Source organism: Pseudoalteromonas sp. 10-33, from assembly GCF_001469195.1.
Taxonomy (GTDB): Bacteria; Pseudomonadota; Gammaproteobacteria; order Enterobacterales; family Alteromonadaceae; genus Pseudoalteromonas.
This window is the reverse complement of record NZ_LOFI01000027.1, coordinates 78,493-99,574: the sequence shown is the minus strand read 5'-3', so window position 1 is coordinate 99,574 and position 21,082 is coordinate 78,493. Positions and strand designations below refer to the sequence as shown.

21 protein-coding genes and 1 pseudogene are annotated in these 21,082 nt (G+C 39.8%); 13 read left to right on the top strand and 9 right to left on the bottom strand.

Annotated elements, in window-relative coordinates; translation table 11 throughout:
* Window positions 1-6: 6 nt before the first annotated feature.
* The 4 genes from ATS76_RS16955 (at window position 7) to ATS76_RS16940 (ending at window position 3,389) form a co-directional block, all read left to right on the top strand.
* A complete protein-coding gene (locus ATS76_RS16955; protein ID WP_058553018.1) occupies window positions 7-1,362 on the top strand; it encodes a DNA-3-methyladenine glycosylase 2 family protein in 1,356 nt (451 codons plus the stop codon).
* Entirely contained in the window at window positions 1,359-1,829 is a 471-nt protein-coding gene (locus ATS76_RS16950; protein ID WP_058553017.1) for a methylated-DNA--[protein]-cysteine S-methyltransferase, read from the top strand. Before ATS76_RS16955 ends, ATS76_RS16950 begins: the two co-directional genes overlap by 4 nt.
* A 73-nt stretch (window positions 1,830-1,902) precedes the next feature.
* Complete coding sequence (locus ATS76_RS16945) at window positions 1,903-2,712, top strand: hypothetical protein (protein WP_058553016.1); 810 nt, start codon at window positions 1,903-1,905, stop codon at window positions 2,710-2,712.
* A 92-nt stretch (window positions 2,713-2,804) separates the two neighbouring features.
* Window positions 2,805-3,389 carry a thymidine kinase gene (locus ATS76_RS16940; protein ID WP_058404633.1) on the top strand — a complete coding sequence of 195 codons (585 nt, stop codon included), beginning with the start codon at window positions 2,805-2,807 and terminating at the stop codon, window positions 3,387-3,389.
* Here the strand turns inward: ATS76_RS16940 and ltaE are convergent.
* Together ltaE and rlmF are read right to left on the bottom strand one after the other, a co-directional pair.
* On the bottom strand, window positions 3,372-4,376 hold the full coding sequence (ltaE, locus tag ATS76_RS16935; RefSeq protein ID WP_058553015.1) for a low-specificity L-threonine aldolase: 1,005 nt from the start codon (window positions 4,374-4,376) through the stop codon (window positions 3,372-3,374). The two genes, ATS76_RS16940 and ltaE, sit on opposite strands and share 18 nt — an antisense overlap.
* An 18-nt stretch (window positions 4,377-4,394) precedes the next feature.
* Window positions 4,395-5,327, bottom strand: a complete 933-nt coding sequence (gene rlmF / locus ATS76_RS16930) for a 23S rRNA (adenine(1618)-N(6))-methyltransferase RlmF (protein ID WP_058553014.1) — start codon at window positions 5,325-5,327, stop codon at window positions 4,395-4,397.
* Window positions 5,328-5,454: 127 nt separating this feature from the next.
* Between rlmF and ATS76_RS16925 the strand changes: the two genes are divergently transcribed.
* Window positions 5,455-6,360 (top strand): alpha/beta fold hydrolase, encoded by a 906-nt coding sequence (locus ATS76_RS16925; protein ID WP_058553013.1) that lies wholly within the window; start codon window positions 5,455-5,457, stop codon window positions 6,358-6,360.
* On the opposite strand, the gene ATS76_RS16920 is transcribed toward ATS76_RS16925, so the two are convergent.
* The 3 genes and pseudogenes from ATS76_RS16920 to ATS76_RS19145 all read right to left on the bottom strand — a co-directional run bounded on the left by ATS76_RS16920 (window position 6,341) and on the right by ATS76_RS19145 (window position 10,944).
* A complete protein-coding gene (locus tag ATS76_RS16920) occupies window positions 6,341-7,777 on the bottom strand; it encodes a tetratricopeptide repeat-containing sulfotransferase family protein (protein WP_058553012.1) in 1,437 nt (478 codons plus the stop codon). The two genes, ATS76_RS16925 and ATS76_RS16920, sit on opposite strands and share 20 nt — an antisense overlap.
* Window positions 7,778-7,862: 85 nt before the next feature.
* Window positions 7,863-10,444: pseudogene (locus tag ATS76_RS16915) on the bottom strand (TonB-dependent receptor plug domain-containing protein).
* A gap of 302 nt (window positions 10,445-10,746) precedes the next feature.
* Complete coding sequence (locus ATS76_RS19145; RefSeq protein WP_082664369.1) at window positions 10,747-10,944, bottom strand: oxidoreductase-like domain-containing protein; 198 nt, start codon at window positions 10,942-10,944, stop codon at window positions 10,747-10,749.
* Between the two features lie 102 nt (window positions 10,945-11,046).
* Here ATS76_RS19145 and ATS76_RS16910 point away from each other — a divergent pair, with 102 nt between their 5' ends.
* Together ATS76_RS16910 and ATS76_RS16905 are read left to right on the top strand one after the other, a co-directional pair.
* Window positions 11,047-11,469 (top strand): hypothetical protein, encoded by a 423-nt coding sequence (locus ATS76_RS16910; protein WP_058553011.1) that lies wholly within the window; start codon window positions 11,047-11,049, stop codon window positions 11,467-11,469.
* An 88-nt stretch (window positions 11,470-11,557) separates the two neighbouring features.
* The gene (locus tag ATS76_RS16905) at window positions 11,558-12,922 is read left to right on the top strand and encodes a leucyl aminopeptidase family protein (RefSeq protein WP_058553010.1); all 1,365 of its coding nucleotides are present in this window, start codon (window positions 11,558-11,560) and stop codon (window positions 12,920-12,922) included.
* A gap of 31 nt (window positions 12,923-12,953) precedes the next feature.
* On the opposite strand, the gene gloA2 is transcribed toward ATS76_RS16905, so the two are convergent.
* Complete coding sequence (gloA2, locus tag ATS76_RS16900; protein ID WP_058404621.1) at window positions 12,954-13,340, bottom strand: SMU1112c/YaeR family gloxylase I-like metalloprotein; 387 nt, start codon at window positions 13,338-13,340, stop codon at window positions 12,954-12,956.
* A 68-nt stretch (window positions 13,341-13,408) separates the two neighbouring features.
* The gene (locus tag ATS76_RS16895) at window positions 13,409-14,482 is read right to left on the bottom strand and encodes a ketoacyl-ACP synthase III (RefSeq protein WP_058553009.1); all 1,074 of its coding nucleotides are present in this window, start codon (window positions 14,480-14,482) and stop codon (window positions 13,409-13,411) included.
* Between the two features lie 153 nt (window positions 14,483-14,635).
* On the opposite strand from ATS76_RS16895, the gene ATS76_RS16890 reads away from it, so the two are divergent.
* The 6 genes from ATS76_RS16890 (at window position 14,636) to ATS76_RS16865 (ending at window position 18,958) form a co-directional block, all read left to right on the top strand.
* Entirely contained in the window at window positions 14,636-15,940 is a 1,305-nt protein-coding gene (locus ATS76_RS16890; RefSeq protein WP_058553008.1) for a metal-dependent hydrolase family protein, read from the top strand.
* Between the two features lie 8 nt (window positions 15,941-15,948).
* Window positions 15,949-16,356, top strand: a complete 408-nt coding sequence (locus tag ATS76_RS16885; RefSeq protein WP_058553007.1) for a nuclear transport factor 2 family protein — start codon at window positions 15,949-15,951, stop codon at window positions 16,354-16,356.
* A 54-nt stretch (window positions 16,357-16,410) separates the two neighbouring features.
* Complete coding sequence (locus ATS76_RS16880; protein WP_201023515.1) at window positions 16,411-17,646, top strand: sensor histidine kinase; 1,236 nt, start codon at window positions 16,411-16,413, stop codon at window positions 17,644-17,646.
* Window positions 17,646-18,170, top strand: a complete 525-nt coding sequence (locus ATS76_RS16875; protein WP_058553005.1) for a response regulator transcription factor — start codon at window positions 17,646-17,648, stop codon at window positions 18,168-18,170. The genes ATS76_RS16880 and ATS76_RS16875 overlap by 1 nt, the downstream gene beginning before the upstream one ends.
* Window positions 18,171-18,187: 17 nt before the next feature.
* On the top strand, window positions 18,188-18,610 hold the full coding sequence (locus ATS76_RS16870) for a thiol-disulfide oxidoreductase DCC family protein (protein WP_058553004.1): 423 nt from the start codon (window positions 18,188-18,190) through the stop codon (window positions 18,608-18,610).
* A gap of 69 nt (window positions 18,611-18,679) precedes the next feature.
* Window positions 18,680-18,958 (top strand): peptidylprolyl isomerase, encoded by a 279-nt coding sequence (locus ATS76_RS16865; RefSeq protein WP_004588770.1) that lies wholly within the window; start codon window positions 18,680-18,682, stop codon window positions 18,956-18,958.
* Between the two features lie 62 nt (window positions 18,959-19,020).
* On the opposite strand, the gene ATS76_RS16860 is transcribed toward ATS76_RS16865, so the two are convergent.
* Window positions 19,021-19,680: a DsbA family oxidoreductase gene (locus tag ATS76_RS16860; protein WP_058553003.1), complete on the bottom strand. Its 660-nt coding sequence runs from the start codon at window positions 19,678-19,680 to the stop codon at window positions 19,021-19,023.
* A gap of 109 nt (window positions 19,681-19,789) precedes the next feature.
* A complete protein-coding gene (locus ATS76_RS16855; RefSeq protein WP_058553002.1) occupies window positions 19,790-21,010 on the bottom strand; it encodes a M24 family metallopeptidase in 1,221 nt (406 codons plus the stop codon).
* Window positions 21,011-21,082: the final 72 nt, after the last annotated feature.

Genomic DNA, 21,082 nt, shown 5'->3' with positions numbered 1-21,082 from the left:
CTGTTTATGATTTCATCTTACTGGCAAAAAGCACGTCAAAGTCGCGATCACCGTTTTGATGGTCTTTTCTATGTTGCAGTAAAAAGTACAGGTATTTATTGCAGGCCTATTTGTCCGGCTCCCACTGCGCTTGAAAAAAATGTTGTTTATTATGAGTTTGCTCATAATGCGGCACAAGACGGTTTTAGGCCATGCATTCGCTGTAGACCTGACAGTGCACCTGGAAGTGCTGCTTGGCAAGGGACTAAAACAACCGCTCTGAGGGCAAAGCAGCTCATTGATCAGCACAATGAACATGATTGTGAGAAGCTAGCTGAAAGATTAGGTGTAAGTAGTCGATATTTAAGACGGTTATTTAAACAACATTTTGGCTTGTCTGTAACGCAGTACCGTATTTTTAACCAGTGTCATTTTGCAAAAAAACTAATTCAAGAAACCAATTTACCGCTGACCGAGATTGCATTTTCAGCTGGCTTTAAAAGTACTCGACGCTTTAACGATGCATTTTTAAAGCAACTCAACATAGCCCCTTCAACACTGCGTAAAACTACTAATGTCAAACGCTCAACGCTTGAATTGATCCTGCCTTTTAGACCGCCTTATAATTGGCTTACTTTACGCTCGTTTATAGAAAAACGTTTAATTAAACCTGTTGAATGGGTCTCAGAAAATAGCTATGGTCGCACGTTTTCAAATGTACTGTATAAGGGGAGTTTCACTGCTGAATTTATTAAAGATAAACACCACTTTAAAGTTAAAATAGACATAGACAACACACAATATTTGCAATCTGTTATTAATAATATACGTCGAGTGCTAGATTTAGATGCTGATGTTAATTTAATAGAAACTCATTTAAGTAAAAACATAAACGAAGCATTTCCACTGTGTATTGGGCTAAGGCTGCCTGGTATTTGGTCAGACTTTGAGGCAGGTATTCGAGCGGTGCTTGGTCAGCAAGTAAGCGTAGCTGCAGCGCATAACCTAGTCACTAAACTCGTTGCTGAACTCGGAGAAAATGACCTAAAGCATGCGTATTTTCCGAGTGCTGAACAAGTAGCACAAAGCAATTTTGATTTTTTTAAAATGCCACAGGCGCGCAAAAACGCACTGCATAATTTAGCCTTGTTTTGTACTAATAATCCCGGCAACAGCGACTTAGATTTATGGCTTGATTTAAAAGGAATCGGCCCATGGACAGTAAACTACGCTAAGTTAAGGGGGCAGAGTCAACCCGATGTGTTACTTGAAGGTGATTTAGGAATTAAAAAAGCACAAGCTGCGACGAATTCATTTAATAGTGAAAAGTGCACTCCATTTCGTTCATATTTAACGTTTCAACTTTGGCAGCAACTATCATGATTATTCAAACATACATATCAAGTCCTATAGACAATATAATAATTCAAGCAACTGAAAAAGGGGTGAGTTACGTTGGCTTTTATCCGCTTGAAACCTACCCACATGTGCCTCTTACTAAAGTAACTAATGAGCCGATATTGAGCTGTGCGCTTCAATTAAATGAGTATTTTAATAAAAAACGTAAAATTTTTGATGTTCCCTTAGATACTAAAGGGACTGAATTTCAAAAAAGTGTATGGAACGCACTTTTAGATGTCCCTTACGGTAAAACTAATACGTATGGTGATATTGCTCACGCATTGAATAATCCAAAAGCGGTAAGAGCGGTGGGGGCAGCTAACGGTAAAAATCCGATTAGTATTATCGTACCCTGCCATCGAGTTATTGGCGCAAATGCAACGCTTACAGGGTACGCTGGTGGACTAGAAAGAAAGCGTTGGCTTTTACAACACGAAGGATTACTGTGAATGTGTTGCTATAAACTTTGTATCGTATGTCATAAGGGTTAAACTATAAAAAACACCCTAATAAAAAATAGCCATGCAAGTTGTTACACTATTTTACATATTTACTTTTTTAGCGCTCGTGACATTCAATAGCGCGAGCGCGGCTGGTAAAGAGCTGCTTTTTTGCTATGAAGACAAAGAAATTGCGCCGATGTTTTTAGGTGGAGGACAAGAGATCCCGATTCAAAGGCCCGGTGCTTCGGCAGACGTATTACGGCTATTGGACGACGCGGTTGATGGCGTTGATATTGAGTTTGTAAGGAAACCTTGGCGAAGATGTTTGAAAGATCTTGAATCAAATAAAGTAAATGCGGTTATTGCAAGCTTTAGAAAAGGCAGAGAGCGAATAGCCGTTTACCCAATGAATGAAAATGCAAAACCTAACACCCAGTTTGCCATTAGTAAGTTTGGTAGTTGCTTGTTAGGTCGTGATAAGTTCCGCTCACAATGGCAACTGCGTGATGAGTTAAACACCAAAATATTTACGATTGCAGTGCCAAGTGGCTACGGCTTGGGCACAATTTTAGACAAAGAACCTCTTTTTGTTCACGAAACAGTGTCTAAAAAAAGTGCATTTGAATTACTTAATAAAGGCGTAGTAGATTCAAGTATCGATATTTGCCAAGTTGATAAAACCAAAACGTCAAGTTACCCTCATAACGACACTGATGTAGCAGCGATATACCCTCCATATGAGTTCACTTTTGGTTATTTAGTTTTTTCGCATCAATTCTATGAAAATCATCCGGTGCTTAGCCATAAAATGTGGCAATGGATTAGTGAATTTGATACCGCTCCTATCTACATTAATTATTTAAATTCTGCAAAACAGCCTGAAAACTAATGCTTTAAACCATAATCTTATTTAGCGTTTGAAATTGGTATTCATTGCATATTAGGGTAGCATAAGCGCACTTTTTGCAACTTGGCACCATCATGGCTCAATTATACTTTTACTATTCTGCAATGAATGCGGGAAAATCTACCACCTTATTACAATCGGCTTTTAATTATAAAGAGCGAGGAATGGAGCCGGTAATCCTCACTGCTGCTATTGATAATAGAGCAGGTGTGGGTAAGGTTTCGTCTCGAATAGGTTTGCAAGCAGATGCACATGTATTTGATGCAAGTAAAGATGTATATGAATTGATTCAATCGCTTAATAGTGAAAGAAAACGCCATTGTATATTAGTTGATGAATGTCAGTTTTTATCCAAAGAGCAGGTAATGCAGTTAACGGATGTAGTTGATGAGTTAGGTATTCCTGTGCTTTGCTATGGTTTACGAAACGACTTTAGAGGTGAGTTGTTTGTCGGTTCGCAATATCTTTTAGCTTGGGCTGATAAGTTAATTGAGCTTAAAACAGTGTGCCATTGTGGGCGCAAAGCCAATCACGTATTACGTACCGATGAAAATGGTGATGCGATTGCCGATGGTAATCAAGTTGAAATTGGCGGCAACGATCGTTATGTATCGGTGTGCCGCAAACATTATAAAGCGGCTTTAAACATGGGCCGATAACACGTTAATAAACGTGTCTATATCTTTTCGTGTTATCCCTAAATGCGTTACTAGCCTAAGTTGTTTGCTTGGGCTTATTAAGATACCTTGCTGCTTTAGCTTCTGGGCTATATCTGCAATATCAAAACCTTCTACATAAGAGGCATACACCATATTGGTCGTATTACTCATATCTACGTTAAAGCCTTTGAGTGCACTTAAACTTTCAGCTAGGTAGCGCGCATTAGCATGATCGTCTTTTAGGCGGTTTACGTTATTTTCAAGCGCATATTGCCCTGCAGCAGCGAGCATTCCGGCTTGTCGCATTCCACCACCGAGTACTTTACGCCAGCGTCTAGCTTTGTTTATTAACGCTGACGACCCCAATAATAATGATCCAACCGGTGCACCTAACCCTTTAGATAGGCAAATAGACACAGAATCAAAATGTTTGGTTATTTCTTTAATATCAACTTTCAACTCAGTAGATGCATTAAATGCGCGAGCGCCATCTAAATGCAGCGCTAAATTATGTTCATTAACAAAGTCTTGTGCTTGGGCTAGGTATTCTAGGGTAAGTACTTTGCCGCCAATGGTATTTTCTAGGCTTAATAATCGAGTTTTCGCAAAGTGACTATCGTCTGGTTTAATTGCTGCGGCTATTTTATTGAAGTTAATGGAACCGTTTTGTTCGTTTTCAATAGGTTGTGGTTGAATAGAGCCTAAAACAGCTGCACCACCGCCTTCAAATTTATAATTATGCGCATTTTGCCCGCAAATATATTCGTCCCCACGTTCACAATGTGCCATTAATGCAAGTAAATTAGCCTGCGTGCCAGAGCTGCAAAAAAGCGCGGCTTCAAAATTAAAACGGGTAATAGCGAAGTACTCTAAGTTATTGACACTTTCATCATCGCCGTATATATCATCACCGACTGGTGCGCTGTACATGATATCACGCATTTCTTTTGTTGGTTTGGTGACCGTATCTGAACGAAAATCTATCATAGTTTTCCTTATTCTTAGTTAATCAAGTTCATTACAAATTTGTTCACGCGTTTCTTTGTCAAAGTAGCTCCATGCAATAAATCGACTGACTTTTTGTCCATGTGCCATTTCAATAATTTTATATTCGGCAATAGGGCATTTTTTTAGTTTTGCTTCAAGTGCAATAAGTGAGTCTTTTTTAGAGATTAAAGACGTAAACCATAATACCTGTTCAGCAAACTCTTCACTTTCAGTAATCATTGTTGTAATGAATTGTACTTCGCCACCTTCACACCAGAGCTCGTTACTATTTCCGCCGAAGTTAAGGGTGTTATTTGGCGATTTCCCTAGGTTTTTCCATTTGCGCTCACTGCCTTTGTTTGCTTGTTCCTCACTGGCATGAAAAGGTGGGTTACAGAGCGTTAAGTGGTATAAATCTTTTTGGTTGATAACACCTTTAAAAATATTAGCTGAGCTTTTTTGCAGCTTGAGCGTTATTTTTAAGGCATTAAATTGCGCAATTTGCTTGGCTATTTTTATAGATATAGGGTCTATATCTGAGCCAGTAAAGTGCCACTTATATTCACTTGTTCCTGTTAATGGGTAAACTAAATTTGCTCCAGTGCCTATATCAAGTACTTTAACCTGCTTACCCCTAGGAATTGTTTGCTGATTATCTTCGCTTAATAGATCGGCTAAGTAATGGATGTAGTCTACACGTCCAGGTATTGGCGGGCATAAGTTGTGCTCTGGAATATCCCAAAACTCAATATTATAGTGCGCTTTTAGTAGTGCTTGGTTGAGTGTTTTTACTGCTTTATTATTTGCAAAGTCAATACTTTTAGTACCTGCAGGCGTATTCACTATATATGGGCAGAGAGCCGGCAGGGCAAGTGTTAGTAAGTCAAAATCGTAACCACTATTATGCTGATTGCGTGGGTGTAGTTTTGCTCGTGGCGTATTTTTAGTCATGGATTTATTTTGGCAATCTATATCAATAGTTAATTGTAACAAATCCTGGTAATTAAAGTGCAGACAATTACTTTGGCATACTTAAAAATACTGGTACGATGAGTTAGGGTAATAATAAGGAACAAGCGTGACCATCTCTCAACACTCAATAACTATAAATTTAGCAGCTGAACAAACACTGCATTTACGCAAAATATTCGATGAAAAACAAAATGGTCCCATTGTATTTTTTATGCATGGTGCAGTTGAAAATGGCAAAATTTTTTATACGCATAGCAATAAAGGCCTTGCTCCATTTTTAGCTGAGCACGGCTATCGTTGTTATGTTGCTGATTTGCGTGGGCGCGGTGAAAGTAAGCCCGTCATTTCTAAATCTGCTGCGTATGGTCAAACAGAGGCTATATTAGAAGATATTCCCGCGTTTATAAATAAAATTGAGCAGCTTGAGGGTCATAAACCCGATTACTGGGTTGCGCATTCGTGGGGTGGCGTTTTAATGAATAGTGTCTTCGCACGTTTTCCACATTATATTGATGATGTAAAAGCATGTGTTTATTTTGGTTCAAAACGTTCTCTGTTTAACAATCATCCAAAAAAACTACTTCAGGCCAATTTTATTTGGTATTTTATGGCGCCATTACTTGCAAAAAAACACGGATATTTACCTGCAAGGCGCTTAAAGTGGGGCAGCGACGATGAAACCCAAAAGTCTCATTATCAAAGCATGCAGTGGGCTAAAAAAAGGCCTTGGATCGATTCAGACGATAATTTTGATTACGCAAAAGCATTGCAAACACTTCATTTACCTCCTACGCTGCATGTTGCAGCGGTTAAAGATAAAGCGTTAGCACAGCCAATTGATATTCAAAGGTTTATTGATGAATCCGGCCCTGGTATACAACAAATGCGCATTTATGGTCGCCGTCATGGACACCGCATAGATTACGATCACATAAACATGTTAACTCATCCGACAGCCCGAAAAGAGCAATTTAACGATTTACTTGAATGGTTTAAGCGTCACCCTTGTTGATTAGTTTGAGCAGAGGGACTTGGTATCGCTCCCATTTACTAACGGCATTTGTATTTACTGGCTGACGAACAGCTTGTTTGCTGAGTGTTGTGACGGCTCTTTTTTGTTTGTGAAACGTTAAGCAATTTTGCTCGTATTTACAGCCTAAAAAGTCAAAAAGAGCACTTAGTTGGTCTTCGGGGTTATTTACTAAGTCTTCATAAGCTAAATTAAACACCGGTAGTTTTAAAGTATTCCAATGTGTCATTAGTTTTTCATATAAGCCATGGTAGTGCTTAAACTCAGTTAAAGAACAAAAGTACGGTTCGTTTTCAGAAAAATAGTTACTAAATACCGAGAATGCAGTGGCGTTAATGTTACGTGTTAAATTTATAAACTTAGCGTTAGGAAATAACATGTAAATCAGTCCGAGAGATTGATAGTTACTTGGTAGCTTATTAATAACAATAGGCCTTAACGGTTTGGCTGCTTTAAGAGTATCAATATAAATATTGCGAGCTTGATTAATTAGGCTAGGCGTTAAATTGGTTAAGCACTGAGGATACGGAGTTTTGGTTTGTTGTTCTAAAAAGGCAACAACACTATTACTAATACTCGCGTTTTCACCTAGGCTTGAACATTGACTATGATTTGAAAGCATTTGTTCAAGTAGGGTTGACCCGCTTCTGGGCATGCCGATTATAAATACAGGCGTGATTGTGCCAGAAAAGTTTTTTTCACGTGAGGCTAATATATCTTGAGTGTTGTAATTAATGATCTGATCATAAAAAGGGTCGAGCTCTTTGGTTTTAAATGGGCTTAATTTATATTGCAGCGTATTTGCTAGTTCAAAATAGTTAAAAGCTTGATCTGTATCACCTAGTTTATCGTAGCTCTTGCCCAATGCGTAATAACACACCATTTTAAGGCGTAGGTTGTTTGTTTGAGTTAATAAGTGATGCAAATTACTAATGTAATTGTGTTCTTTATTAAAACGACCTAGTTGTACTAATTCAAATAATATATAGGCCGTAACAGGGTACAAGCCCATGCTTAATGCATGTGCAAATGTGGTGTGCGCTTTATCTAAATTACCATGTGTTAAATAATGCTGTGCTAAGTAATAATGTGGCTCAGGGTTATGGCTTGCTATGCTTTTTGCGTATTCTAATACGGTAAGTGCGTCGTGTGGTGAATTAACACCATTAAAAGCGTCTGTCAACGCGTGCAGTGGTTCTAACATGTGGGGTAAACGTTCACAGGCTTTTTGTAGTAAATAAACTGCGGCATCAAACTTTTCTAGTCTTAGTGCTATCTTACCTAAACCAAATAAGGCTTCGCCATTTTCAGGCTCACTAGCAAGTAGCGTTTTGTAATGAAACTCTGCTTCTTTTAGCTTGTTTTGTTCGAGTAGTTTGTTGGCTTTATCTAATAACATAGTAGAACATTTTATTTTTTATTCACTATAAAATAAAAAAGGCGAAATGTCTTAACATTTCGCCTTAGTGCTTTCATTCTAAAAATTAGAAAGTATACGTGGCCTTAGCGTAGTAGAAACCACCGTTAATACCGTAAGGAGATGTTTCGTAGTATTTACCACCCCAGTTATTATTTGGGATACCAGTCGCATCTTGAAAATCAAGTTTTTCAGCATCTTGGTCAAGTAAGTTTTGTGCACCTACAGAGAAGCTGATTGAGTCATTCACAAAGTACGTAATTTCTGCATCAAGCGTTACAGATGCATCTGCTGTTTTAGCTGTTGCGTCGTAATCTACGTGAACGCCTTGATATTCGCCATAGTAGTTAAGACGAGTAAATGCAGAAATTGACTCCCACTGTTGTGCCCACGTAAGTGTTGCACGGTGGTTAGGTAAGTCTTCTTCTAAGCGTTTAACTTTAAACTCACCGGTAATGTCACTGAATTTAGTTACTTCAGTTTCATTCCAGTTGTAAGCAAGGCTAAATGTAGAGCTGCCACCTAAAATATCTGCTGTGTAGTTAGCTACAACATCAACACCTTGAGTTGTTGTATCAAAGTCATTAGTGAAAAAGCTAACTTGCGCAAGGCCTTCAACATTAGGTACGCCGGCAGCTGTTAGTGTATCTTTATCTGCTTGGCTAAGCGTAATTTTTTCAGATTGACTGATACGGTCTTCAACTTGAATGTTGTAGTAATCAATTGTTAGGAACAAATCGCCAAGTGTATAAACTGCACCAAATGTGTAGCTTTGCGATTCTTCAGGCTCAAGCTCTGTACCACCTAGTTGAACAGCAACTGGGTTTGTTGGTGGTAACAATGCAGAATCTCTTAGCACACCATCGCTTAGGTTTGTTTGAACGTTACTAACGTTTGCTTGACCAACGGTTGGTGCACGGAAACCTGTGCTGATTGAACCACGTATATTTAGATCTTCAGTTACATGATACTGAGCCATTAATTTGTAGTTTGTTGTGCTACCAAACGAGTCATAGTCTTCGAAGCGAAGCGCTAAGCCCATTAAGAAGTCTTCTGTAAATGGTGCTTCAATGTCTACAAATGCTGCGTAGTTACGGCGTGTAAATTCACCCGCTTGCGACGGTTTAAAACCAGGGAAACCGTTTGAACCAATGCCAAAACCTTGCGCTGTTAATGGGCCCGCGGTGTATGATGCTTCATCACCTGAGATGATTGTAAATGTTTCTTCATGCCACTCTAAACCACCGGCTACGTTCACATCGTAAGCTAGACCAAAATCATAGCCTTTAGATAGGTCTAAGTTAAAGTTTTTCTCTAACTGCTCATATTTACCTGGGCTAAAGTCACGTGGTGTATCTGGACCTAAAGACGCATTAACTGTGTTGTAAATAAAGTAACGAGATTCATTTAGGCCAACAGTACCGCTTAAATCATAAAGTACGTCTTTCATGAAGCCGTCTGTAAATTCACCTTTAGTACCAATGGTTAAAGAAGTATCAGTGATGTTGCCACCAAAGTTTGGTGTAAAGCCACCTGGGATCATTTCGTTAAATGCAAAACAATCTGGATTGTTAGCTACACCGTTAATGTAAGCAGGGTCGTCTAAAACATTACCGTCTGTAATTGAAATAGTAGGACAGTTGGCGCTCATGTCGTCAGTTAAGTCTGCAACAAGAAGTGTTGCGCCATCATCGTTTGAGTATACACCAGAGCGAGTATGCGGGTTACGGTAGTAAAAACCACCACGTACATCGCGCTCCGAGTAGTTACCAAACATGTAAAATTGTGAGTTGTTTGTTAGGTCTAGGCCTACATTACCAAAAAGTGAGATATCGTCATCAACTTCTGGTGCACCCCAAACTTGAGCAAGAGACGAGACTTCAGGTACACCTGCTGCTGCAAAACCTGCCGCATCTGGGCGTTGAACTGAGCGACTAGTAGCATCTGCTGTTTTATATTGGAAGCTTAAGTTGGCAAAACCACTGTCTGTAAATGGTAAACCTACGTTACCAGAAATTTGAGTTGTATCGCCGTCGCCTTCAAAATATTGACCTTTACGAACTTCGAACTTACCGCCTTCTGAAGCGTCTTTTAATTGGAAGTTCATTACACCTGCGATGGCGTCAGATCCGTACTGAGCAGCTGCACCGTCACGAAGTACTTCAACTTGTTTAATTGCAATGCTAGGAATAACTGAAATATCTGAACCTTGTGCACCATCGTTAATACCACCACCTAAAAAGGCGATTACAGATGCACGGTGACGACGTTTGCCGTTTAAAAGTATTAAAGTGCTGTCTGATGGTAAACCACGAAGGTTAGCAGGGCGAACTAGTGATGCTGCATCACTAATCGGGTTTTGATGAACGTTGAAAGAAGGAACAGAGCCTTTTAGAAGTTCTAGCATGTCAGTATTGCCTGACTTTTCTAGTTCTTCACCACCAATATATCAATAGGTACCGGTGAGTCACCAATTGAACGTGGAGCTGAACGCGTACCTACTACAGCGATTTTCTCTACATTTTTATTAACTTTAACTTCGCTTTGTTCATCTGCTGCTATTGCAGAGCCCGAGATGAATAATCCGGCGGTGGTTGTGGCTAATGCAAATTTAATCGCTTGGTTTAGCGCATTGTTTTTTAATTTCATTCTAAATTTCCCCAGTTAGAATAATTTTGTTTTAGTCGTGCTTTAAAGCACGCCTTAATCATAATTGTGGAACGAACAGAGTGGTTTAAGCCGATTGAAATATCGATTCAAAAGAGCATAAATGCTCAGCTTCCGTTAATTCCTGAATACAGACTATACATAAAAAACAACAAGAGCAATTATTAATTAACTATTAAATAACAAAACTTTAATTGGGTAAAAAATCCAAAAGTGGTGCATTTTAGCGCTGCATGTAACCATTTGGGTGCAGGTTGAGTGGTAATTGGGAATATTAATGCAGGTTAGGAGAGGCTTTTCGAGGTTGGTTTTTTAACTTTCATCCTGTTTTTTGTTTTTGTTTGCAAATTTGTTAATTTCCATGTTGCTAATTTTTCTCTATATTCGTCCCACACACATGAATAACAATTGCCACTGCCGCAACATTCATCAGATTTTGGTTTTTCAGGTTTTTGTGGAATTTGAGTTGTGAAATCAGGCATAGTTTATTCTTTTGGGCACTAGTTTGGTGCAAATGATAAAGTATAGTCATAATCAAGTAAATTATTCTTTGTTAACCCATCAGCATGTGTGAAAATATACACATGCGATTATATAAAGTTATCCACCGTGCTCCTTGGCGTGTAGTAAAAATTAGTAAAAGACGTCAGCAGCTTCGTTTTCGTCGTGCTATGGTGGCGCTTAAAATTGCACTTGCTCAAGAAAAACAAGAAACCAAAGAAATGCTTTCTATTTACAAGCGATACACACAAGGGCAAACAAACAGTGCAGAGCTTAAACGCGCCAATGAGCAGTTTGTTGATATACTGAAAGGTTTAGGCTTAGGTATATTTGCAGTGCTTCCTTTTGCTCCACTTACTATCCCTCTCGTCGTTAAGTTAGGTCGCCTTGTTGGAGTTGATGTTTTACCCAGCTCGTTTAGCATAAATAAATCAATAAAAGAACTTGATAACGAGATAGTTCAAGCAAATCAAAATTCAACTAAAAAAAACATATTAAAAAAGTAACAACAAAAACCCTTTAATTAGCGATACCTTTTAATAGTGCTTATTGGTATGCTCACAAGTACCATTTTTATAATATATGAGCTATTTAATGAGTGCATTACTTCGCAATACATCCTCTGGTATCCCTTTATCATTTATTCTTAAAAGCGAACTCTCTGATTGGCAAGCAAAGCAGCCTTTATTTATACAAAATTGGTTAAGCAATACCGGTTTTGAAAAGCAAGGTTTAGCGTTAATTCCAGATCCTGACTCAGGGCAGCTAAACCAAGTAATTTGCTTAATGCAAAGCGCAGATGACTTTTGGGCTGCGGGCAATTTAGCTAATGCGTTACCTGCAGGTAGTTATCAAATTCAAGGTGATGACACGTTTACAGAGCAAGTTGCTTTAGGCTTTGTTCTTGGCGGATACGAATTTAGTGAATACAAAGAAAAACCGACGGTAAAAGCACAGCTGTGTATTGAAAACGAGCTTTTATACACACGAATTAAACAACAAGCCGATGCTATTTTTTTAGCGCGTGATTTAGTCAATACACCGGCGGTTGATATGATGCCGCAACATTTATCGCAAGTGATGGAAGATTTAGCTTCATCTCACGGTGGAGAGTTTTCACAATGGGTTGGTGATGAACTGTTAGAGCAAAACTATCCAACAATCCATATGGTAGGCCGTGCTAGTGAAAATAAACCGCGCTTACTTGATTTGAAGTGGGGGGCCGATGATGCACCACTCATAACGCTTGTTGGTAAAGGGGTGTGCTTTGACTCTGGCGGGCTCGATTTAAAGCCAAGCTCTGGTATGCGCAACATGAAAAAAGACATGGGCGGTGCAGCGCACGTAATTGCATTAGCACAGTTAATCATGGCGGCTAAATTGCCTGTTCGTTTACGTGTGTTAGTACCCGCAGTTGAAAATGCGGTATCACGAAATGCATTTCGCCCAGGTGATGTAATAAAAACGCGCAAGGGTATTATGGTGGAAATTGATAACACGGATGCTGAAGGGCGTTTGGTTTTGTGTGATGCGCTAAGTGAAGCACAAAATGATAATCCAGAACTTATTATTGATTTTGCAACATTAACAGGGGCATGTCGTGTAGCGTTAGGTACTGAGCTACCTGGTTTCTTTTCTACAGAGCGTGATGTAGCTAACGGTATAATTGATGCGGGCTTAAGTGTGAACGACCCTGTTTGGCAATTACCCTTGTTTGAGCAGTACCGCGGATTTTTGAAAAGTGACGTTGCAGATATGGCTAACTGTTCAAGTACGCCATTTGGTGGCGCAATTACTGCTGCGCTTTACTTAAAAGAGTTTGTAGAGCCAACCACACCTTGGGTACATTTTGATGTAATGGCGTGGAACCTACGTTCGTTACCAGGTCGCCCAGCAGGCGGTGAAGCGCTTGGTATTAGAGCCGTGTTTAACTATTTACAAAACCGCTTTAATCATTAATTAACCGTGAAACATTAGCGCTATATGAAGCTTAAACTTCATATAGCTCTAGCGGCAAATCATCAGGGTCGGCAAAAAAAGTAAACTTTTTACCTGTAATTTCATCAATTCTAATTTCTTCCACAGCCACACTTTTACTTTCTAAATATTCTTTTGCTTTAGTTACATTGTTAACTTTAAATGCTAAATGGCGTAAGCCTTGTGCTTCGGGGTAACTAGGCCTTGATGGTGCACCTTCAAACGAAAATAACTCAACTTGGCTTCCATCAGGCATAGCTAAGTCTAACTTATACGAATTACGCTCAGCCCTGTAATGCTCGTTAACAATATTAAGTTTTAAAATTTCACTGTAAAAATGTTTAGATCGAGCATAATCACTGCAAATAATCGCAGTGTGATGAATACCTAAAAGCTCCATAAATGTATCTACCTTAAATAAAAAACGCACTAAAAAGTGCGTTTTAATTCTATGTTTTCAGAGCGAGTTTATTCAGCGTCTTTACATGCTTTAACAGCCGGGGCAACTAACTCTAAACCTGTTTGAGTGCAAGGCGTTAATTGTGCGTCACTAACGCGAATTGGGGTCACACGTTCACCCCATTTTATATAACTTGCAGCCCATGTTAAACCAGCACCAAATGCAGCAGACATAATGTTTGAATGAGGCTTTATCAACCCTTGTTCAACCGCTTCACATAGCGCAATTGCAATAGTGGCAGCTGATGTGTTGCCATAATCTGCAATGTTAACCATTACTTTTTCATCAGGCACTTTTAAACGGTGCTGAATTGCTTGAATAATGCGTAAGTTAGCTTGATGTGGTACCAGTACGTTTATGTCGTCTAGGCTTAAATTAGCTTGTTCGAGCACGTCGTCACAGGCTTCACTCATTCCTTTTACGGCACGTTTAAATATTTCGCGCCCTTCAAATAACAGATCAGACGGACCAATGGGCTCATATTTGTTTAAATCACTACCAAAGTTAGTGATATGAAGAATGTCGCGGTCTTCACTATCACACCCTGTTTTAGTGCCAAGTAAACCTGCGGGTGTTTCTGCCGCTTCTAGTACAACGGCACCAGCGCCATCACCAAATAGCACGGCACTGTCGCGGCGCGCCCAGTTTACGTACCAAGTCATTCGCTCAGCAGCAATAACAACCGCTTTTTTGATCATTCCAGCTTGAATTTGCGCAGTAGCAGCTTGTAATGCATATAAAAAGCCAGAGCACGCAGCATTTGTATCCATAGCAGCTGCGCCTGTTGCGCCAATATTTTTTTGCACTTGCGATGCGGTATTTGCAACAACTGTTGAAGGCGTACAAGTTGCAAGTATGACAAGATCAATCTCTTTTGCGTCAACACCTGCGCAAGCAAGCGCGTGTTTTGCAGCAATGGTTGCCAGCTCTGCTGTACTTACATGGCTTACACGGCGAGATTTGATGCCAGTACGCGTGGTGATCCACTCGTCGGTGGTATCAACTATTTCGCTAATTTCATCGTTGCTAATACTTGCTGGTGGTATGCATTTGCCCCAACCAGTGATATGTGCGTATGGCATAGTGTGTTCTCTTAAGGTGGTATAACTTCAATTTATTACCGGCAAGTTATACCAAAAATCAACTTATAAGACTAGTTTATAGCGTGCTTTGTATCGTAAATATTCGCTATTAAAGGTTTTTTAAGGTAAAGCTAGTATAAAAAAGGAGCATCTATGAAAACAGCACTCATAACATTATTGTCAATTGTATTGGCAATGTACGCTAATAATGTAAGCGCAGCACACTCTAAAATTATTTACGCGGGTAGTTTACTTGTTGCACCTGAGCAAGCGCTAAAAAAAGAACAAACCTTGGTTGTTACCCATGACAAAATAGTGTCAATTAAAGATGGTTATATATCAAAGTCAGCACTTAATTTACCCGATGCTGACATAATTAATTTAAAAAATCAGTTTGTTATGCCTGGTTTGATTGACATGCATGTGCATGTAACTTTTGAACGTGATGCTAAAGCAAACCCTCACCGTTGGGCTACAGAATATGAGGCCGATTACGCGCTGCGTTCTATTAAATATTTAGAACGTACGCTTGATGCGGGCTTTACGTCGGTGCGTGACTTAGGCAGCGATTACCAAGTTATTTTTCCGCTAAAACGCGCTATTGAGCGACAAGATATTGCCGGTCCTCGTATTTTTGCGGCGGGTAATACAATATCCCCAAGCGGCGGTCATGCTGATATGCATGGCTACAGAAAGGACATAACTGATGTTTTTAAAACGACATTAGGTATTTGTAATGGCGCTGACGATTGCCGCCGTGCAGTGAGAGAAGTTATTAAAAGCGGTGCTGATGTAATTAAAATTACTGCAACGGGTGGTGTGTTGAGTAATACCGCAGCGGGAGTGAATCAACAACTCACTGATGATGAGCTGGCTGCTATTGTAGATACGGCTCATCACTTAGGACGCAAGGTAACAGCGCATGCCCACGGAACAGAAGGTATAAAAGCAGCGCTTAGAGCTGGGGTTGATTCAATAGAACATGGTTCTTATTTAGATAAAAAAACAGTTGATTTATTCAACAAAACGCAGGCCTATTTAGTTCCCACATTGCTTGCTGGTGCTACGGTAAGTGAAGAGGTACTTACTAATCCTAATATGCCAGCGGCAATTGCCAATAAAGTGCGAGAAGTAACGCCTAAAATGCAAGCATCGTTTAAATTAGCGCTTAAAAATAAGGTCAATATTGCCTTTGGTACCGACTCGGGCGTATCTCGTCATGGTCTTAATGCAAACGAATTTAGTTTAATGGTTGATAATGGAATGAGTGAAGCGCATGCAATAAAGTCAGCCACGGTGTATGCTGCTAAATTGTTAGGACAAAGCCATCAGTTAGGCGACTTGAGTGTTGGTAAACAAGCAGATATTATCAGCGTAAATGGCTCGCCACTTGAAGACATAAGCGTACTTAAAAACGTGCAATTTGTCATGAAAGCAGGGCAAATTTACAAGCAATAGGGAAGCACATGAGCAGCAAAATTAAAGCGTCGTTGTTTAATCATTTAATTGAGGCTGAGCGTCAATTACTTGAGCCTGAAGTTCGCCAATCAGAACGTGCACTCGATGCTTTACTCGACGATGAGTTTATCGAAATTGCTGCTAATGGCACGTCATTTAATAAATACCAAGTACTCACTCGCCTACCCACTGAAGTGGTGCCGCAGTTTTATAATCAGCATTTTAAAGGCCGAATGTTGAGCGTTGATGTGGCGCAAATAAGTTATCAAGCAGCGTATAGACGCTCGGCCCGTGCCGAATTTAATTATTCACTTCGCATGTCGTTATGGCGTAAAAATAGCGCACAGCAATGGCAAATGGTGTTTCATCAAGGCACACCCTGCGCTGTTTTTACAATTTCAATGGACGATGAGTAAAGTTCTACCACAGTTCATTTTTGTATATTAAATTGGAAAATCATTGTTTTGTTAATGCAAACCGATCCCACTATCAGCCGTTTACTTATGTTACGAAGCGGCGCCATTGCGGTACAATTAGTCGCTGTATTAAGTGTCTATTTTTTGCTTGATTACCAGCTAGCGTTACTGCCATTACTTGGTGTCATTGCTTTAGAGGCGGTATTTCAACTAATCAGTCTATTTGCCTACCGGCACGTTAGCCACGCTAAGCCCTCAGTTATGTTGATGCAACTCACTGCTGACGTTTTATTTTTAACTATTTTGCTTTCTTTAAGTGGCGGAGCTACCAATGCCTTTGTGTCTTTATTGCTGCTACCCATTATGATAGCAGCGGTCACATTGCGTGAAAAAGGCTTAGCTTATATTGCGTTACTTGCCATTGCTGCATACAGCTTTTTATTAATAAATATGCCCGATCACAGTATGCATCAAATGAACATGAGCGGCCATTTTATTGGCATGTGGGTTAACTTCGTTTTAAGTACCAGTGTAATAGCGCTCGTAATAGGGGCCATGAGCCGCACGCTAAAAGAACGCGAACGCATTATTGCCAAAGCAAGAGAAAAACAATTACGAAATGAGCAGTTAGTTACACTTGATGGCGCAGCAGCACAAATAACTCATCAGTTAGCAACACCGATAGCTAACTTACAATTACTGTTTGAAGAGTTATTAGAAGATCAACCTGACAATGCCATTGTTAAGCAAATGCAACTCCCTCTTATACAATGCCGTGAGCAACTTAATAGTTTTAGAGCGCTTTCAGAGCAAATAAGGGTTAAAAATGCTAAAGATCAAATAACCATAACGCAGTTACAAACAGCCATCAGCGATACCTTTGTATTACAATACCCAGATCAACACATAGAATGGGCTGCTTCCTCAATTACCGCCGTGCTTTTAAGTGACGCAATGTTGTTACCGGCTATATTAAATTTGTTGCAAAATGCGGCTATTGCAAATCAAAAGCAAGGTAAAACAAAGCTTGAATTAAGTTGGGAGCTTAGCCCACAAGAAAACCACATATACTTATTAATTCGTGATTTTGGTAATGGTTTTACCGATTCACAATTAGCGGAGCTAGGCGGGCAAGTGATGCCTAGTGAGCAAGGCATGGGGTTAGCTGTATTGTTATCTAACGTCACGTTTGAGCGTCTAAATGGCTCGTTAACGTTATTTAACCATAAAGAAGGCGGTGCCGTAGCAAAGGTTAAGTTAGCCATTATTAATAGCGAGCAAACAGCATAATGAAGTTACTGATAATTGAAGATGATATAAATTTAGCCAGTACGCTTGCTAGGCGTTTAACTAAGCAAGGTTTCACTTGTGATGTTGCGCATAACCAAAGCGACGCATTATTGCGTGCGCGCCAATTAGTACCCGACTCAATTTTACTGGACATGAAACTTGGAGACGACAATGGCTTAATGCTTATAAAGCCACTGCGCAACTTATTAGAAAATACACATATAGTCTTACTAACTGGGTTTGCTAGCATTGCCACTGCGGTTGAAGCAATGCGCTTAGGGGCAAACGATTATTTAACTAAACCTATTGATATGGCAACATTATTAAAAGCACTCAATAACGAAACAAGTGAACTTCAAACGAGTATCGATGATGCCGTTATGTCGCCTGAGCGCTTAGAATGGGAGCATATTCAGCAAGTGCTTCACAGTAATAATGGCAATATATCGGTCACAGCTAGGCAATTAAATATGCATAGACGCACATTGCAACGTAAGTTACAAAAAAAGCCGGTTCAGCAGTAACCGCTTAAGGAAAATAAATGAGTGAAAATACAGCCACACTAATGCGTAATCGAAAAATTATATTATTCGACTCACAATGTAAATTATGTAGTGCGTGGTGTAATTTTATAATTAGTAACGATACCAATGCCATTTTTAAACTATGCAGCGTGCAATCTCCAAAAGGTGAGTTGCTATTAACTCACTTTGGCTTTTCAACTACACAATACGCCTCGATGGTGTACTTACAAAACGGCAAAGTATTCACGCAAAGCCATGCTTTTTTTGAAGTAGTAAAGCAGCTTGGTTACCCTTACAAACTAGCAACTATTTTTAGTGTTTTACCTAACACCTTTAATAATTGGCTGTACGATAAAATTGCTCTAAACCGTTATATCTTATTTGGCAAATATGAGTATTGCCGTATCCCTTCTAAAAGTGACGAGCTTCACTATTTATAAAGCCAATTAGATGCCCTCAAACTGGAGCTGTGCTAAAATCGCCGCGTTTTAAATTATCAGGACTTTGAAATGGCAAGTACAGCGCACGCACTCCACATATTGGTTAAACACAAAGAAATAGCAGAAGACATTATTAAGCAATTAGGTAAAGGTGCAAAGTTTCAAACCTTAGCTAAAAAATATTCGTCGTGCCCATCGGGTAAAAAAGGCGGTGATTTAGGTGAATTTAGACGCGGACAGATGGTCCCGCAGTTTGACAAAATAGCCTTTAATGGCGCTATTTTAGAGCCGCACCTAGTTAAAACTAAATTTGGCTGGCATGTTATTAAAGTACTTTATCGTACTTAAAGTAAATTTATTGGGTTATTAAAAAGGCTGCAACGCGCAGCCTTTATTGTTTGCCTAACTCATTAAGCTTCTTGCTTAGCCTCTTCTTCACTAATTTGTTTAAGTGCTTGAATGAATGAGTCGCTTGGTTGTCCGCCAGTGAGCGCATATTTATCGTTTATGATAAACGTAGGCACTGAGGTAATACCCATTTGTTTAAAGTTATTTTGCTCTTGGCGTACAGCTTGAACGTATTTGTCTGAGTGTAAAATATTGCGGGCCTCTTCTTTATCAAGGCCAACACTTTGCACTACATCAAGCAGAGCGTCTTCTTGATTTAAATATTTTAAATCAGTGAAGTGTGCCTCAAAGAAGGCGAGTTTAAGCTGTGTTTGTTTATCTTCTTCACGTGCCCACATTAATAAACGGTGCAAATCAAAGCTGTTGATCATGATACGTTTACCATCAAAGTTAAACGTGAACCCAGCACGTTTTCCTGCTTCGAACATGTTTTTACGATTTTCATCGCCTTGCTCTTCAGTTAGGTTGTACTTTTGCATTAAATGTTCGTTTAAGTCTTGACCCTCAACTGGCATATCTGGATTTAGCTCAAAAGGATGCCATGTAATATCTGCACTCATTTCACCTTTGAGTTGGCCAAGCGCTGTCTCTAGGTTTTTATAACCTACCACGCACCATGGGCACATTACGTCTGACACGATATCAATTTTAAAGTTTTTCATATTCATCCTTTTGCGGATTGCTTTGGTATGACAGGGATATTGGGATGAAGTATGCATTATCAATCCTTAAACTAAAAAGAGCAGCTAATTGCTGCTCTTTATAAAGGGTTTAAGCATTAAGCCCAAACGGGTCGTCGATACTATAACTTGGTTGTGTAAACCAATGTGGGCCACTGTCGGTCATATAAAAGTGATCCTCTAAACGCACCCCAAACTCATCGGGTATAACTAGCATTGGCTCGTTACTAAAACACATGCCCGATGCAAGTGGAGTTTTGTTTCCACCTACTAAATAAGGCCATTCGTGAATATCTAAGCCAATTCCATGGCCCGTACGATGCGGGCAGCCGGGTGTTTGATACTGTGGCCCCAATCCTTGAGCCGCTAAATAGTTACGGGCCCCTGCGTCAACATCTTCGCAAGTAGTACCAATGTTAGCGGCGTTAAATGCGGCGAGTTGCGCTGCTTTTTCATGATCCCAAAACATGCGCTGGCGCATAGTGGGCTCACCAAATACATACGTGCGGGTTATGTCTGAAAGGTAGTCGTGTACTTTGCAGCCGGTATCTATTAATACCATATCGCCTTTTTTAAGTACTTGCGCATCTTTAACACCATGTGGAAATGACGTAGCAACACCAAACAATACAATGCAAAAATAGTTACCTGGTGCACCTACCTTTTGATGCGCTTTTTTAATAAAAGCTTCTACTTCTGTGGTGGTAATACCTTCGTAAAGCATACTGGCGGTTGCTTGGTGCACAGCTAAGGTCATGTCCATTGCACATTGCATAAGCGCTAATTCGTTTACCGATTTATGCATTCTGCAATGTGCAGAAACGCTTTGCGCATTAATTATATTTAAGCTTTTTTGTGCTTTGTTAATACCATCGAATATAAAAAACTGCGCACTTTCATCAATGCCGATGGTGGCGTCGTTACTAATATTGAGTTGCTTCAATACGCTAACAAATAGCGCATAAGGATTTTCGTGCTCTTGCCAGCCGTGTATTGGTCCTTCAACCACTTTAAAGCCATTAAGGGTACCAATTTCAAAATACGGGGCTATGTATTGTACTTCACCAATCGCAGGTAAAATTGCGCCAACCATTCGCTCACTGGCGTACCACTTCATGCCTGTAAAGTAGGTCAGGTTAGTGCCTGCATTTAAGTATATGGCATCGATGTTGTTAGCCGCCATATAAGCTTGTGCTTTTGCTATACGTTCAAGGTGTTCGTCAGCCTGAATAGGCGTTAACGATTGGGTCATATTATTTAAGCTGGCTAATGCTTGTTCTGGGGTTTGTGTGCCAATACCGATTGTGCTCATTAGGCTTCTCCTTGGAATTTTAGCCATTGTGAGCAATGCCTATTCTAAATTCAATGTTATGCGACTAGTAGC

Excerpts from the sequence above, each read along its gene's own strand:
- ATS76_RS16865 (WP_004588770.1), top strand. The coding sequence starts at position 18,680 with ATGGCAAGTACAGCGCACGCACTCCACATATTGGTTAAACACAAAGAA.
- ATS76_RS16885 (WP_058553007.1), top strand. The coding sequence starts at position 15,949 with ATGAGCAGCAAAATTAAAGCGTCGTTGTTTAATCATTTAATTGAGGCT.
- rlmF (WP_058553014.1), bottom strand. The coding sequence starts at position 5,327 with ATGACTAAAAATACGCCACGAGCAAAACTACACCCACGCAATCAGCAT.
- ATS76_RS16920 (WP_058553012.1), bottom strand. The coding sequence starts at position 7,777 with ATGTTATTAGATAAAGCCAACAAACTACTCGAACAAAACAAGCTAAAA.
- ltaE (WP_058553015.1), bottom strand. The coding sequence starts at position 4,376 with ATGATAGATTTTCGTTCAGATACGGTCACCAAACCAACAAAAGAAATG.
- ATS76_RS16875 (WP_058553005.1), top strand. The coding sequence starts at position 17,646 with ATGAAGTTACTGATAATTGAAGATGATATAAATTTAGCCAGTACGCTT.
- ATS76_RS16910 (WP_058553011.1), top strand. The coding sequence starts at position 11,047 with ATGCGATTATATAAAGTTATCCACCGTGCTCCTTGGCGTGTAGTAAAA.
- ATS76_RS16880 (WP_201023515.1), top strand. The coding sequence starts at position 16,411 with ATGCAAACCGATCCCACTATCAGCCGTTTACTTATGTTACGAAGCGGC.
- ATS76_RS16905 (WP_058553010.1), top strand. The coding sequence starts at position 11,558 with ATGAGTGCATTACTTCGCAATACATCCTCTGGTATCCCTTTATCATTT.
- ATS76_RS16890 (WP_058553008.1), top strand. The coding sequence starts at position 14,636 with ATGAAAACAGCACTCATAACATTATTGTCAATTGTATTGGCAATGTAC.
- gloA2 (WP_058404621.1), bottom strand. The coding sequence starts at position 13,340 with ATGGAGCTTTTAGGTATTCATCACACTGCGATTATTTGCAGTGATTAT.
- ATS76_RS16940 (WP_058404633.1), top strand. The coding sequence starts at position 2,805 with ATGGCTCAATTATACTTTTACTATTCTGCAATGAATGCGGGAAAATCT.
- ATS76_RS16870 (WP_058553004.1), top strand. The coding sequence starts at position 18,188 with ATGAGTGAAAATACAGCCACACTAATGCGTAATCGAAAAATTATATTA.
- ATS76_RS16945 (WP_058553016.1), top strand. The coding sequence starts at position 1,903 with ATGCAAGTTGTTACACTATTTTACATATTTACTTTTTTAGCGCTCGTG.
- ATS76_RS16855 (WP_058553002.1), bottom strand. The coding sequence starts at position 21,010 with ATGAGCACAATCGGTATTGGCACACAAACCCCAGAACAAGCATTAGCC.
- ATS76_RS19145 (WP_082664369.1), bottom strand. The coding sequence starts at position 10,944 with ATGCCTGATTTCACAACTCAAATTCCACAAAAACCTGAAAAACCAAAA.
- ATS76_RS16860 (WP_058553003.1), bottom strand. The coding sequence starts at position 19,680 with ATGAAAAACTTTAAAATTGATATCGTGTCAGACGTAATGTGCCCATGG.
- ATS76_RS16955 (WP_058553018.1), top strand. The coding sequence starts at position 7 with ATGATTTCATCTTACTGGCAAAAAGCACGTCAAAGTCGCGATCACCGT.
- ATS76_RS16895 (WP_058553009.1), bottom strand. The coding sequence starts at position 14,482 with ATGCCATACGCACATATCACTGGTTGGGGCAAATGCATACCACCAGCA.
- ATS76_RS16950 (WP_058553017.1), top strand. The coding sequence starts at position 1,359 with ATGATTATTCAAACATACATATCAAGTCCTATAGACAATATAATAATT.